A 13316-nucleotide genomic window follows, 5' to 3' on the forward strand; every position below is an offset into this window, starting at 1 on the left:
CCATGGACGATGCCCCCGGCACGCTGCCAAAATGCACGGCGCGGGCGGCACGCCTGCGCCATTTATGTGACAATTCACCGTACTGTCGGCTCCGTTTTTCCTCCTCAGGCTCACATCCATGACCAGTTCCCCGATCAAAAGCTACCTTCCCTGGGTGGTCGCCACCGCCCTGTTCATGGAGCAACTCGACTCCACCATCGTCAACACCGCCATCCCTTCCATGGCCGCCAGCCTCAACGTGACGCCACTGAGCCTGAAGGCCGTCGTCACCAGCTACATCCTGAGCCTGGCCGTGTGTATTCCCATCAGCGGCTGGATGGCCGACCGCTTCGGCACGCGGCGCGTGTTTTCCGCCGCCGTCGCCATCTTTACCATCGCCTCCATCCTGTGCGGCCTGTCCGTGAATGCGCCCATGCTGGTGGCTGCGCGCCTGCTGCAAGGGGTGGGCGCGGCCATGATGATGCCGGTGGGCAGGCTCACCATCATCCGCACCTTTCCCAAGTCGCAATTGCTGGCGGCCATGAATTTCGTCATCATCCCCGCCCTGATCGGCCCCCTGCTGGGGCCCACGGTGGGCGGGCTGATCGTGCACTGGCTGTCGTGGCGCGAGATTTTCTTCGTCAACGTGCCTGTCGGCCTGGTGGCGCTGTACCTGGCGCACCGCTACATGCCCGATTACTATGGCGACAAGCCCCGTCCGCTGGACCTGATCGGCCTGGTGCTGTTCGGCACGGGCATCGCGCTGCTGTCGTGGCTGCTGGAAATCTTCGGCGAACACCGCATCGACGGCACCTCGTTTGCCGTGCTGCTGTTCATTTCCATCAGCCTGCTGGCCGCGTATGTCTGGCATTCGAGCGAAGTGCTGCACCCGCTGCTGCGCCTGACCCTGTTCAAGATACGCACCTTCCGCGTCTCCGTGGTGGGCGGCTTCGTCACACGCCTGGGCGTGGGCGGCCTGCCCTTCCTGTTGCCGCTGCTGTACCAGCTGGGCCTGGGCTTGCCCGCCTGGCAATCGGGCTTGCTGATGATGCCGTCGGCCGCGGCCGCCATGGGCATGAAATTCATTTCCGCGCGCGTGCTGGCCCGCTTCGGCTACCGCCAGGTACTGATCGTCAACACCGTGCTGATCGGCGTCACCATCGCCATGTTTTCGCTGGTGGGCGTGGGCACGCCCCTGTACGTGATCGTCGCCATCAGCCTGTGCATGGGCTTTTTCAATTCGCTGCAGTTTTCCAGCATGAACACCATCGCGTATGCCGATGTCGACAAGGCCGATTCCAGCATGGCCAGCACCATCGCCAGTTCGATGCAGCAACTGTCGATGAGCTTTGGCCTCGCCTTCGGTTCCCTGATCACGGGCTGGTACCTGGGCGACATGCCGCAGTCGGACCGCGCCATGCTCAGCACGGCCCTGCACCATGCCTTCCTGACCCTGGCGGCCCTGACGGTGCTGTCCTCGCTGACTTTCTGGACACTGCGCCGCGACGATGGCGAAAGCATCAGCAAGGGCACGGACAGCGACGAGGAGGATGCGGCCGACGTGACGGCCCAGGCCGTTGTGCAGACGGAAGTGCAAACCACAAAAGGCTGAGCCACATCAAGCTTGCCGCCAGCGCCGCTGGTGCTTTTGCCCGGCCCTGCTACCGTGACGGCAGGAGGTGCACATGGCGGCCGAGCGGCGCTTTGCGTGGAAGGGAACGGACCGCCATGGCAGGGCGGTCGATGGCGTCTTGCGCGCTGCTGACGCCAGCGCCGCCAAGGTCGCGCTGAGACGCGAGGGTATCCTGGCCACCCGGGTGCAGGCTGAACGCGCCGCGCCCGGCAAGGCCATCACGCGCAAGGATATCGCCCTGTTCACGCGCCAGTTGTCGACCATGATGGCGGCCGGCGTGCCACTGCTGCACGCCTTCGACATCGCCGGCAAGGGGCACGCCAAACCTGCGCTCACGGAGCTGATGCGCGACTTGCGCCACGACATCGAAGCGGGCAGCAGCCTGCAGCAGGCATTCCGCCAGTTCCCGCTGCTGTTTGACGAGCTGTACTGCAACCTGCTGGCGGCAGGCGAACAGGCCGGCATCGTGCAGGATTTGCTGGCGCGCCTGGCCACGCACCAGGAAAAGGCCATCGCCCTGCGGCGCCAGGTGCGCGGCGCCCTGATGTATCCGCTGGTCATCGTGCTCGTCGCCATCGTCGTCACGGCCATCATCATGAGCGTGGTCGTCCCCGCTTTCCGCCAGGTCTTCGACAGCTTTGGCGCACCCTTGCCGCTGCCCACCCTGGTCGTCATGGGCTTGTCCGCCTTTGTTGTCCGCTACTGGCTGGCCTTGCTGGCGGCGCTGCTGCTGGCCTGCCTGCTGCTGCACCTGGCTTGGCGCCGCTATCCCGCGTGGCGGCGCAACATCCAACTGCAGGCCTTGCGCCTACCCGTGTTCGGCCCCCTCCTGCGCAAGGCGGCAATCGCCCGCTGGACGCGCACCTTGGCTGCCATGTTCGCTGCCGGCGTGCCGCTGCTCGACTCGCTCAGCCTGGTGGGCGCCGCCTCCGGCCACACGCTGTACCAGGAAGCGACGACACGCATCGAACGCGAAATCCGCGCCGGCGGCAGCCTGGCCCTGGCCATGGAACACAGCGGCGTGTTCCCGCCCATGCTGACGCAGCTGGCCCTGATCGGCGAGGAATCGGGCGCGCTCGACGCCATGCTGTCGCGCGCGGCCGATATCATCGAGGCGGACATCGACGCCACGGTCGCCACCCTTTCCACGCTGCTGGAGCCGGCGCTGATGGTGGTGCTGGGCGTGCTCGTCGGCTCGCTCGTGATCGCCCTGTATTTGCCGATTTTCAAGCTGGGCGCCGTGATTTGACGATGCCATCGAGCAAAACGTCCCCATGTGCTGGCAGATGTTTTACACTGCGGCAGTGCCAGGCAATGTTTGCGCGGCAACATCATTACCTCAGACAAATCCACCATGCTGCAAGATACCCTGCTGTTCGCCGCGCCCGGCAACCTGCCCGTCGCCCTCGTCGCCGCCCTGTTCGGCCTGATCGTCGGCAGCTTCCTCAACGTGGTGATCCACCGCGTGCCGAAAATGATGCAGCGCGAATCCGATAATTACGTGGCGGAAGAAAGCGGCTTGCCCTTGCCGCACACGGACCGCTACAACCTGATGCTGCCGCACTCGAACTGCACCGCTTGCGGCCACCGCATCACGGCCATGGAAAACATCCCCGTCATCAGTTACCTGCTGCTGCGCGGCAAATGCAGCGCCTGCCAAGCGCCGATCTCCGTGCGCTATCCGCTGGTCGAACTGCTGACGGGCGCCCTGTCGGCCCTCCTGGTCTGGCACTTCGGCAGCGGCTGGACGGGTCTCGCCACCCTCGTGTTTGCCTGGCTGCTGATCGCCATGACCTTCATCGACGCCGATACGCAAATGCTGCCCGACGATCTCACCTTTCCCCTGCTGTGGGCGGGCCTGCTGGTCAATATCAATGGCACCTTCGTGCCCCTGCAAGACGCCGTCATCGGCGCGGCCGCCGGCTACCTGGCCCTGTGGGGCGTGTACTGGGCCTTCAAGCTGGCGACAGGCAAGGAGGGAATGGGCTATGGTGACTTCAAATTGCTGGCGGCGCTCGGTGCGTGGCTGGGCTGGACGATGCTGCCGACGATCATCTTATTGTCATCGCTGGTCGGCGCCGTGGTCGGCATCGGGCTGATCGTGTTTGCCAGGCGCGGACGCGACAAACCGATTCCGTTCGGCCCCTACCTGGCTGCGGCAGGCCTGATCGCCTTGCTGTACGGTACGCCCCTGTCCCGCCTCACGCTAGGCCTGATTGGCTGACCGGCGCAGCACTGCCCCCTATGGATAAATACATGCAAAGACAAAACGTCCCTTATTTCAGCGTGGGTCTCACCGGCGGCATCGGTTGCGGCAAGAGCACGGTGGCCGACCTGTTTGCCGCGCACGGCGCCTCCATCGTCGATACCGACCAGATCGCGCACAGCCTGACGGCGCCAAATGGCGCAGCCATGCCAGCCCTGGTGGCGGAATTTGGCCCCGACTACGCCGATGCGCGCGGCGCCCTCGACCGCACCAGAATGCGCAACCTCGTGTTTTCCGATGCCGCCGCCAAGGCGAAACTGGAAGCCATCCTGCATCCGCGCATCCGCCAGGCGACCCTGGCGGCGGCCGCCGAAGCGACAGGCAGCTACGTGATCTTTGCCGTGCCACTGCTCGTCGAGTCCGGCGGATGGGTGGAGCGGGTCAACCGGGTACTCGTCATCGACTGCCTGGAAAGCCTGCAAGTGTCGCGCGTAATGGCGCGCAATGGCTTATCGGAAGAACAAGTCAAAGCCATCATGGCCACGCAGGCCACGCGCGCCATGCGCCTGGCGGCGGCGGACGATGTGATCGACAATAATGGCGATTTGGCCGCCCTGGCGCCGCAGATTGCCCAGTTGCACGATTTATATCTGGCATTTTCAAAAAGAATGGCCGGAATCGGGCCGCAACGTTTGTAATTTGTCGACGCTTGGTTCAAAATCACGGGATTGTTTGCAGGTCCTTACTTAAGGGAATTATTTTGATTGTCTACGAATACCCTTTCAACGAACGCATACGTACCTTGTTGCGGCTGGAAGACCTGTACGACAAATTCAAGTTCTTCATCCAGCAAGAGCATGCAATGCAGCATCATGTTGCCTTGGCAACTATTTTCGACATGCTCGAAGTGGCCGGCCGCGCCGACCTGAAGTCCGACCTGCTGCAGGAACTCGAGCGCCAGCGCCAAAGCCTGCTCGGTTACCGCAGCAATCCAAATGTGGAACCGGAAACCCTCGATGCCATCTTGGGCGAACTCGACAGTGTCAGCGGTGCCCTGGTGGCGGCGCAAGGCAAAACGGGCCAGAATATCCGCGACAATGAATGGCTGATGAGTATCCGCGGCCGCACCATCATTCCGGGCGGCGCCTGCGAATTCGACTTGCCGTCCTACTTTGCCTGGCAAAAACGCAGCTCCGAGCAGCGCCTGACCGATATCCACGCGTGGTTTGCCCCGTTGGCGCCCCTGTTCGACGCGCTGGCCCTCGTATTGCGCCTGCTGCGCGATTCCGGCGGCCCCGTTAAACTGATCGCCAATGGCGGCAGCTACCAGCAAATGCTGCAAGGCAAGGTGTACCAGATGCTGCGCCTGAGCCTGGATGAAAACAGCGGCGCCATCCCGGAAATTTCCGCCAACAAATATATGCTGTGGGTGCGCTTTACCACCCAGGGCGGCGACTTGAAACCCAAGCCGCTGGAAGAAGATGTTCCGTTCGAGCTCACGCTCTGTAATTTTTAATTGTTACTTATTTGCCCCATCATGACCGTCGTTAATTGCCCCACCTGTGCCGCCAAAGTCGAATGGACTGAAGCCAACAAATACCGCCCGTTCTGCTCGGAACGCTGCAAGCAGATCGACCTGGGCGCCTGGGCCGAAGAGAAATACACGATCCCGGCCGCCGACCCGTTCGAAGATCCCCTCGCGGACGAAGACAACAAGCCGCAATAAGCCTCAACTAAACGGATTTTCCAGACGCAGCCCCTGCGCCGCGAAACTGTCGAGTCTGCCACTGACCACCGTCAAGCCATAGGCGATGCCCATCGCCGCGATCTGCCCATCGACGCCGTGCGCGTGGCCGCGCGCATGCAGGCGCGCGCACACGAGCGCGCAATCGAGGTCGAATTCCAGCAGCCGCGGCGCATATTCTGACAGCACGGCTTCCAGCCAGCCTTCCAGCGCCAGTGCTTCCAGCGCCGCTTCGCGCCGCCAGCTGCGCTGTATGCCTGCGCGCAGTTGCGCAATCACCTGCACCGGCACATAGCGCATTTCCGGCGCCACCCGTTCAAAAAAATCGAGCACGCCCGCCGGCGCAGCGCTGCCCTTGCGCCCTGCAACAATCACATCCGTATCGACCAGGTAGGCGGGCATGGCTCAAGGGCGGCGCTCGAAATCCGCATCGTGCCCCACGTCGGGCATGCCGCGCAGAATATCGTCGAGCGGGCGCTTCGGCAGCGGCCGCAAGGCGCTGCGCAGGATGTCGCGATGCTCGTCCTCGATGCTGCGTCCATGCGCGCGGGCACGCTTGTGCAAGGCGGCAATCAGCAATTCATCGGTATCGGTAAAGGTCAGTGTCAGCGGCATGCGAGACTCCCCAATGCGTGATGAAAGCACTGTAGCGCAAAGCGCGCGCGATACAAGGAAAGTAACAGGAAAGCTTGCGCCAGCACGCAGCATGCTGCTGCCTGCTGGCACAAGTTGGGATCAGGCAGGCGCCAGCGATTCGCGGCGTACCTCATCGAGCCATTCCAGCAGGGGAATGGTGGCCGGCAGCAAGGGTTCCACGCCGACCGTGCCTTGCCAGGCGAACGCCTGTCCTTCCAGGCTTTGCGGCTCGCCCCGCCACTCGCGGCTGATATAGAAATGCAAGCGCACATGGGCGTGCGGATACACATATTCGACGCCGCACCAGGCTTCGGCAGTATCGATATGCAAGCCCAACTCCTCGACAAACTCGCGTTTCAAGGCATCAAAAATGGCTTCTCCCGGTTCGACTTTGCCGCCAGGAAATTCCCAATAGCCGTCATACGGCTTGCCGGCCGGGCGCTGGCCCAGCAGCACGTCGCCATTCGGCTTCATCAGGATACCGACGGCGACGTCCACCGGTGTGACTTTTACTTCGCTCATTGCGGCAACTTTCCCGCAGGTAGTTTCCCAGCATAGTCGCGCGCGAATTGCCACGCCACCCGGCCTGAACGGGAACCGCGCTGCAATGCCCAGCGCAGGGCGTCGCCGCGCGCCGCGGCGATCTGTTCCGGCGTGCAGCCGAACGAAGCGAGCCAGTGCGCCGCAATATCGAGATAATCGTCCTGCTTGAACGGGTAAAACGACAGCCACAGGCCGAAACGCTCGGACAGCGAGATTTTCTCTTCCACCGTCTCGCCCGGATGCAGGTCGCCATCGTCGTCCGTCTTGTAGCTGGTGTTGTCCGACATCCGTTCCGGCATCAGGTGACGGCGGTTCGAGGTGGCGTAGATCAGCACATTGTCCGATTGCGCGGCGATGCTGCCGTCGAGCGCCACTTTCAGCGCCTTGTAGCCGCTCTCGCCCTCCTCGAACGACAGGTCGTCGCAAAAGATGATGAAGCGCTCGGGGCGCGCCGCCACCAGGTCGACGATGTCGGGCAGGTCGGCCAGGTCCGCCTTGTCCACTTCGATCAGGCGCAGGCCCTGGTCGGCGAACTGGTTCAGACAAGCCTTGATCAGCGAGGACTTGCCCGTGCCGCGCGCGCCCGTCAGCAGCACGTTGTTGGCCGGACGGCTGGCCACGAACTGGCGCGTGTTCTGCTCGATCTGTGCCTTTTGCGTACCGATATTGTGCAAGTCATCCAGAGCGATGGACGACACGTGGGCCACTGCCTGCAGATGGCTTGCCGCGCCCTGGCGCCGGCGCCAGCGGAAGGCAAAGCTGTTCCAGTCGGTCGCCGGCAAGGCCGGCGGCAAGATCGACTCGAGGCGCGCCAGCACCCGCTCGGCGCGGATCAGGAATTGATCGAGGCTGGTCATGAGCGGTAGTCGGCGTTGATCGACACGTAGTCATGCGACAGGTCGCACGTCCACAGGGTGGCCGTGGCGTCGCCGCGCGCCAGCTTGACGCGGATGGTGATTTCGCTTTGCTGCATCACGCGCTGGCCGTCCTGCTCCTGGTAGTCCGGGTTGCGGCCGCCATTCTTGGCCACCCACACGTCGTCCAGGTACAGGTTCAATTGGCCCACGTCCAGGTCGTCCACGCCCGCATAGCCGATGGCGGCCAGGATGCGGCCCAGGTTCGGGTCGGAGGCGAAGAAGGCCGTTTTCACCAGCGGCGAATGGGCGATGGAATAGGCGATCTTGCGGCACTCTTCCACGTTGCGGCCGTCTTCCACGGTCACGGTCATGAACTTCGTCGCGCCTTCGCCGTCGCGCACGATGGCTTGCGCGAGAAAAGTGGACAGTTCAGTCACGGCGGCGGCCAGTTGCGCATAGTGCGGCGAATCGATGGAATCGATCACCAGGCTGCCGGCGCCCGTGGCGACCAGCATGAACGAGTCATTGGTGGACGTGTCGCCGTCGATGGTGATGCAGTTGAACGATTTGTCGGCCGCCTGTTTCACCAGCTGGTCCAGCACCGGTTGCGCCACGGTGGCGTCAAACGCGAGAAAACCCAGCATGGTGGCCATGTTCGGCTTGATCATGCCGGCGCCCTTGCTGATGCCCGTCAGGGTGACCGCGTGGCCACCGATGGTGACCGTGCGCGAACCGGCTTTCGGCTGCGTGTCGGTGGTCATGATGGCTTCGGCGGCCGAGAACCAGTTGTCCGACGTCAGCGCGGCGACGGCTTGCGGCAAGCCGGCGACCAGGCGCTGCACGGGCAAGGGTTCGAGAATCACGCCGGTGGAAAACGGCAGGATTTGTTGCGGCGTGCAGCCCAGCAGCTCGGCCAGCGCGGCGCAGCTGGCCTGCGCGTCGGCCAGGCCCGATTCGCCCGTGCCAGCATTCGCGTTGCCCGTGTTGACCAGCAGCGCGCGGATCGGCGCGGCGCCAGCCGTCACGGCGGCCAGGTTGGCTTTCGAGATTTGCACGGGCGCGGCGCAGAAGCGGTTCAAGGTGAACACGCCAGCCACGGTGGCCGTCGGCGCCAGTTTCAATACCAGCAAATCCTTGCGGTTGGGTTTCTTGATGCCGGCTTCGGCAACACCGATTTCAATGCCGGCGACGGCTTTCAAGTCGGCGGCGACGGGCTTGGGAGAATTGACGGCCATGGTGATTTCTTCTGCGAGGGAAAAGGGAAGCGCTATTGTAGCGCCTTCGCGGCTCGGGTGAACATGCGGCAAGGGAATCGTCGCGCCGGCCAGGGCAGTCGCGAAGCCGGTCGGCAACATGACCAGGCTTGCGATTTATCAGAACACCGCCGCCTGGCGGCGCTAAGGTATAAGAACCGACGATCACGCGTCTCGCACAAGCGCCCGGGGAGGGGATGTCATGGCGCATGGAAAATCCTACCGCATGCATCGCAGCGATTCAGGCTCGGCACGCCCGTTACGTCTATGGTGTTTATGCTGCCTGTTTTGCCTGCTGGCCTCGTTGACGGCCTGTACGCTGCCAGGTGAAGCGGCCGGTCATGCCATTGGCCACGCCACCGATCTGGCATCCACAGCGCCGCCTGCCGCTGAAACGCCGCCTGCCGCAGAATTTCCACCCACGACCGGGGTGCGACGGCCACCGCCAACCTTCCCATGGAGCAGCTCATGGTCAGGCATCGGCGGCTTGGTCGGCAACCTGGGTAACCTGACCGGCAGTAGCGGCATGGCCAAGCCTGGCAACGATCCACCGCCGGCCGGCGCCGTGCACGTCACGGTGTACTACGCCACCGACAGGCAATACCAGGCCAGCAGCCGCAGCTATGGCTGGCAGCCCAACCGCGCCGCGCCCCACCTGAGCTACGGCAGCGTCCTCGTCAGCATCCCTGAAAAAAGAGCACCGGGCGAACTGCCGTTGCCGCCCTGGTACGCCATCCTTTCCAGCGACAATGCGCAAAAATATGTGCTGATCAAGGAAGCCACGCGCCTGTCGCGCGAGGATTTTCTCGCCACCGTCAAGGCCAGGATACAGGCCGCCCCGGAACGGCACGCCGCCTTCATCTACATCCATGGCTACAGCAACTCCTTTGACGACGCCGCGCGGCGCACGGCGCAGATGGCGGTCGACCTCGATATCGGCGCCCTGCCCGTGTTCTACAGCTGGCCATCGAAAGGCACCCTGGCCGGCTATGAATACGATCAGAATTCGGCCGAATGGACGCAGGCGCACCTGCAGGCATTCCTGGCCGACTTCGCGGCGCACTCGTCCGCCACCGATATCTACCTCATCGCCCACAGCATGGGCAACCGCCCGATGACCGTCGCCCTGGCCAACCTGCTGGAAAAACGCCCCGAACTGCTGCCCCTGTTCAAGCAGGTGGTGCTGGCAGCGCCTGACATCAATGCCGATGTCTTCCGCGACCAGATCGCCCCCCGTTTTGCCAGCCTCAAGCTCCCTGCCACCCTGTACGCTTCCGCGAACGACAAGGCCATCCGCGCTTCCTACAATTTTGCCGACTGGGACAGGATAGGCGACATCCGCGGCCCCATCGTCAGCATCCCCGGCATGGAGCTCGTCGATGCCTCGGCCGTCATCATGAACTTCATGGGGCACGACTACTTCGCCAGCAACCGCGTCTTGCTGACCGATATCGCCACCATGATCAAGACGGGGCAACGGGCAAAAAATCGCGGCGGCTTGAAGGGCATTCCCTCGCAGGCGCCGCAATACTGGGCCTTTCCCTGAGCCGGGACCGCGCAAGACATTCCGGACATAAAAAAACGGAGACCGTGGTCTCCGTTTTTGTTCAGGCCATGCAGCGGGCTTTACGCCAGCTTGCCGTGGCAAGCCTTGTACTTCTTGCCGCTGCCGCAAGGGCATGGGTCGTTACGGCCAACCTTGACGCCCATGCTCACGCTCATGTCGTCGACGTTGTCCATGTTGCCGCCGGCCACAGGCGCCAGCAGCTCTTCCGGCGCAGCGTTCGGGTCGAATTCAGCGTGCTGGTAGTGCACGTTTTCCACGTGCGACTGCTGCATCGCCTGTTCGGCTGCATCGACTTCTTCGCGCGACTGGATGCGTACCGTCATCACGTGTTTCGTGACGTCGTTCTTGATCATGTCGAGCATCTGGCCAAACAGTTCAAACGCTTCGCGCTTGTATTCCTGTTTCGGGTTCTTCTGCGCATAACCGCGCAGGTGAATACCCTGGCGCAGGTGATCGAGCGCCGCCAGGTGTTCGCGCCAGTGGCTGTCCACGCTTTGCAGCATGACATTGCGTTCGAAGCCGCCAAACGATTCCTTGCCGACGATATCGATCTTCGACTGGTACACGGCATCGGCCGCGGCCAACACTTTTTCCAAGATCTCGTCGTCCGTCAGGGTCGAATCGGCTTCCAGCATCTGCTGCAGCGGCAGGTCGAGCTGCCATTCGCTCGCCAGGGTGTTTTCCAGGCCCTTGATATCCCACTGCTCTTCCACCGACTCGTGCGGCACGTACTCGTGCACGAGGTCGGTGAACACGCCGTGACGCAAGGAAGCTATCATGTCGGAAATATCGGTCGTTTCCAGCAGCTCGTTACGCTGCTGGTAGATGACCTTGCGCTGGTCGTTGGCGACGTCATCGTATTCCAGCAATTGCTTGCGGATGTCGAAGTTGCGCGCTTCCACCTTGCGCTGGGCCGATTCGATCGAACGCGAGACGATGCCTGCCTCGATCGGTTCGCCTTCCGGCATTTTCAAACGGTCCATCACGGCGCGCACGCGGTCGCCGGCGAAGATGCGCAGCAGCGCGTCGTCGAGCGACAGGTAGAAGCGCGACGAACCCGGATCGCCCTGGCGGCCGGCACGGCCACGCAGCTGATTGTCGACGCGGCGCGATTCGTGGCGTTCGGTGCCGATGATGTGCAAGCCGCCCGCATTGACCACGTGGTCGTGCAGGGATTGCCATTCATCGCGCAAGGTCTGCGACTGGGCGGCCTTGTCGGCATCGCTCAGTTCAGCATTGGCTTCGATGAACTTGATCTGGTTTTCGACGTTACCGCCCAACACGATATCGGTACCGCGACCGGCCATGTTGGTGGCGATGGTGATGGCTTTCGGACGGCCTGCCTGGGCGATGATTTCCGCTTCGCGGGCATGCTGCTTCGCGTTCAGCACGTTGTGCGGCAAACCGGCCTTGGTCAGGATGCCCGACAGCAGTTCCGAGTTCTCGATCGAGGTCGTGCCCACCAGCACGGGCTGGCCGCGCTCGTAGCAGTCGCGGATGTCGTTCAACATCGCGTTGTATTTTTCCGCCGACGATTTGTAGACCTGATCCTGGCGGTCCTTGCGCTGCAGCGGACGGTTTTGCGGGATCACGACCGTTTCCAGGCCGTAGATTTCCTGGAATTCGTATGCTTCGGTATCGGCCGTGCCGGTCATGCCGGCCAGCTTGGCGTACATGCGGAAGTAGTTCTGGAAGGTGATCGAGGCCAGGGTCTGGTTCTCGTTCTGGATCTTGACGCCTTCCTTCGCTTCGACGGCCTGGTGCAAGCCATCGGACCAGCGACGGCCCGTCATCAGACGGCCCGTGAATTCATCGACGATCACCACTTCATTGTTCTGCACCACATAGTGCTGATCCTTGAAGTACAGCGCATGCGCGCGCAGGGCCGCATACAGGTGGTGCACGAGGGTGATGTTGGCCGAATCGTACAGCGACGCGCCTTCCGGCAGCAGGCCCATTTCCATCAGGATGCCTTCGGCCTTTTCATGGCCGGCTTCCGTCAGCAGCACCTGGTGCGCTTTTTCATCCTTGGTATAGTCGCCCGGCACGTCAACCTTGCCCTTGCCGTCCGGCGTTTCTTCGCCGATCTGCAAAGTCAGGCGCGCAGGCACTTCATTGATCTTGTGATACAGGTCCGTATGGTTCTCGGCCTGGCCCGAAATGATCAGCGGCGTACGCGCTTCATCGATCAGGATCGAGTCGACTTCATCGACGATGCCGAAGTTCAGGCTGCGCTGCACGCGCTCGCGCGCTTCGTAGACCATGTTGTCGCGCAGGAAGTCGAAACCGAATTCGTTATTCGTGCCATACGTGATGTCGGAGTTGTACGCCTGTTGCTTGGCGCTGTGCTCCATCTGCGACATGTTCACGCCCGTCGACAGGCCCAGCCATGCATACAGGCGGCCCATGGTCTCGGCATCGCGCTGCGCCAGGTAGTCATTGACGGTGACGATATGCACGCCCTTGCCCGACAAGGCATTCAGGTAGGCTGGCAAGGTTGCCATCAGGGTCTTGCCCTCGCCCGTGCCCATCTCCGCGATCTTACCGAAATGCAAGACCATGCCGCCGATCATCTGCACATCGAAATGGCGCATGCGCAGGACGCGCTTGCTGGCCTCGCGGCAGACGGCAAATGCTTCCGGCAACAAGGCATCGAGCGATTCGCCAGCGGCGATGCGTTCCTTGAAGGCAGGCGTCTTCGCTTGCAGCTCGGCATCCGACAGCTTTTCGATGGCCGGCTCGAGCGCATTGATCTCGCGTACCGTTTTTTGGTATTGCTTGAGCAGCCGCTGGTTGCGGCTACCGAAAATCTGGGTCAGTAATGACATGCTTGAATTCTTGAAAAAACGCCGTTAAAAAAAGCTCGGTAGGGAACAACGAGGTAGTAATCGCGTCACC

General features: G+C 62.6%; 13 protein-coding genes. 7 read left to right on the forward strand and 6 right to left on the reverse strand.

Features of this window, described 5'->3' with window-relative positions:
- Positions 1 to 118: 118 nt before the first annotated feature.
- The 6 genes from CSQ91_RS25515 to yacG all read left to right on the forward strand — a co-directional run bounded on the left by CSQ91_RS25515 (position 119) and on the right by yacG (position 5544).
- On the forward strand, positions 119 to 1591 hold the full coding sequence (locus tag CSQ91_RS25515; protein WP_244965394.1) for a DHA2 family efflux MFS transporter permease subunit: 1473 nt from the start codon (positions 119 to 121) through the stop codon (positions 1589 to 1591).
- Positions 1592 to 1664: 73 nt separating this feature from the next.
- On the forward strand, positions 1665 to 2861 hold the full coding sequence (locus CSQ91_RS25520; RefSeq protein WP_099389992.1) for a type II secretion system F family protein: 1197 nt from the start codon (positions 1665 to 1667) through the stop codon (positions 2859 to 2861).
- A gap of 105 nt (positions 2862 to 2966) precedes the next feature.
- Complete coding sequence (locus tag CSQ91_RS25525; protein WP_099390078.1) at positions 2967 to 3836, forward strand: prepilin peptidase; 870 nt, start codon at positions 2967 to 2969, stop codon at positions 3834 to 3836.
- 32 nt (positions 3837 to 3868) lie between these two features.
- Positions 3869 to 4516, forward strand: a complete 648-nt coding sequence (gene coaE / locus CSQ91_RS25530) for a dephospho-CoA kinase (protein ID WP_099390079.1) — start codon at positions 3869 to 3871, stop codon at positions 4514 to 4516.
- 62 nt (positions 4517 to 4578) lie between these two features.
- Complete coding sequence (zapD, locus tag CSQ91_RS25535; RefSeq protein WP_034748811.1) at positions 4579 to 5334, forward strand: cell division protein ZapD; 756 nt, start codon at positions 4579 to 4581, stop codon at positions 5332 to 5334.
- Positions 5335 to 5352: 18 nt separating this feature from the next.
- A complete protein-coding gene (yacG, locus tag CSQ91_RS25540; protein WP_034785391.1) occupies positions 5353 to 5544 on the forward strand; it encodes a DNA gyrase inhibitor YacG in 192 nt (63 codons plus the stop codon).
- Positions 5545 to 5547: 3 nt separating this feature from the next.
- On the opposite strand, the gene CSQ91_RS25545 is transcribed toward yacG, so the two are convergent.
- The 5 genes from CSQ91_RS25545 to argJ form a co-directional block, all read right to left on the reverse strand.
- Complete coding sequence (locus CSQ91_RS25545) at positions 5548 to 5964, reverse strand: PIN domain-containing protein (protein WP_099389993.1); 417 nt, start codon at positions 5962 to 5964, stop codon at positions 5548 to 5550.
- 3 nt (positions 5965 to 5967) lie between these two features.
- Positions 5968 to 6177 carry a FitA-like ribbon-helix-helix domain-containing protein gene (locus CSQ91_RS25550; protein WP_034784992.1) on the reverse strand — a complete coding sequence of 70 codons (210 nt, stop codon included), beginning with the start codon at positions 6175 to 6177 and terminating at the stop codon, positions 5968 to 5970.
- A gap of 120 nt (positions 6178 to 6297) precedes the next feature.
- The gene (locus CSQ91_RS25555) at positions 6298 to 6720 is read right to left on the reverse strand and encodes an NUDIX domain-containing protein (RefSeq protein WP_034784991.1); all 423 of its coding nucleotides are present in this window, start codon (positions 6718 to 6720) and stop codon (positions 6298 to 6300) included.
- Positions 6717 to 7598, reverse strand: coding sequence for an ATP-binding protein (locus tag CSQ91_RS25560; RefSeq protein ID WP_092612994.1), 882 nt, complete (start codon positions 7596 to 7598; stop codon positions 6717 to 6719). Before CSQ91_RS25560 ends, CSQ91_RS25555 begins: the two co-directional genes overlap by 4 nt.
- The gene (gene argJ / locus CSQ91_RS25565; RefSeq protein ID WP_099389994.1) at positions 7595 to 8833 is read right to left on the reverse strand and encodes a bifunctional glutamate N-acetyltransferase/amino-acid acetyltransferase ArgJ; all 1239 of its coding nucleotides are present in this window, start codon (positions 8831 to 8833) and stop codon (positions 7595 to 7597) included. Before argJ ends, CSQ91_RS25560 begins: the two co-directional genes overlap by 4 nt.
- Before the next feature lie 505 nt (positions 8834 to 9338).
- On the opposite strand from argJ, the gene CSQ91_RS25570 reads away from it, so the two are divergent.
- Entirely contained in the window at positions 9339 to 10397 is a 1059-nt protein-coding gene (locus tag CSQ91_RS25570) for an alpha/beta hydrolase (protein WP_180278518.1), read from the forward strand.
- A gap of 80 nt (positions 10398 to 10477) precedes the next feature.
- Here the strand turns inward: CSQ91_RS25570 and secA are convergent, their stop codons facing one another.
- On the reverse strand, positions 10478 to 13246 hold the full coding sequence (gene secA, locus CSQ91_RS25575; protein WP_070278127.1) for a preprotein translocase subunit SecA: 2769 nt from the start codon (positions 13244 to 13246) through the stop codon (positions 10478 to 10480).
- Positions 13247 to 13316: the final 70 nt, after the last annotated feature.

Source organism: Janthinobacterium sp. BJB301, assembly GCF_002735685.1.
In the GTDB taxonomy this organism is placed as follows: Bacteria; Pseudomonadota; Gammaproteobacteria; order Burkholderiales; family Burkholderiaceae_D; genus Janthinobacterium; species Janthinobacterium lividum.

Bases quoted from the DNA above. Each gene is read 5' to 3' on its own strand.
- argJ (WP_099389994.1), bottom strand. From the start codon at position 8,833: ATGGCCGTCAATTCTCCCAAGCCCGTCGCCGCCGACTTGAAAGCCGTC.
- coaE (WP_099390079.1), top strand. From the start codon at position 3,869: ATGCAAAGACAAAACGTCCCTTATTTCAGCGTGGGTCTCACCGGCGGC.
- secA (WP_070278127.1), bottom strand. From the start codon at position 13,246: ATGTCATTACTGACCCAGATTTTCGGTAGCCGCAACCAGCGGCTGCTC.
- CSQ91_RS25545 (WP_099389993.1), bottom strand. From the start codon at position 5,964: ATGCCCGCCTACCTGGTCGATACGGATGTGATTGTTGCAGGGCGCAAG.
- CSQ91_RS25515 (WP_244965394.1), top strand. From the start codon at position 119: ATGACCAGTTCCCCGATCAAAAGCTACCTTCCCTGGGTGGTCGCCACC.
- CSQ91_RS25520 (WP_099389992.1), top strand. From the start codon at position 1,665: ATGGCGGCCGAGCGGCGCTTTGCGTGGAAGGGAACGGACCGCCATGGC.
- CSQ91_RS25525 (WP_099390078.1), top strand. From the start codon at position 2,967: ATGCTGCAAGATACCCTGCTGTTCGCCGCGCCCGGCAACCTGCCCGTC.
- CSQ91_RS25560 (WP_092612994.1), bottom strand. From the start codon at position 7,598: ATGACCAGCCTCGATCAATTCCTGATCCGCGCCGAGCGGGTGCTGGCG.
- CSQ91_RS25555 (WP_034784991.1), bottom strand. From the start codon at position 6,720: ATGAGCGAAGTAAAAGTCACACCGGTGGACGTCGCCGTCGGTATCCTG.
- CSQ91_RS25550 (WP_034784992.1), bottom strand. From the start codon at position 6,177: ATGCCGCTGACACTGACCTTTACCGATACCGATGAATTGCTGATTGCC.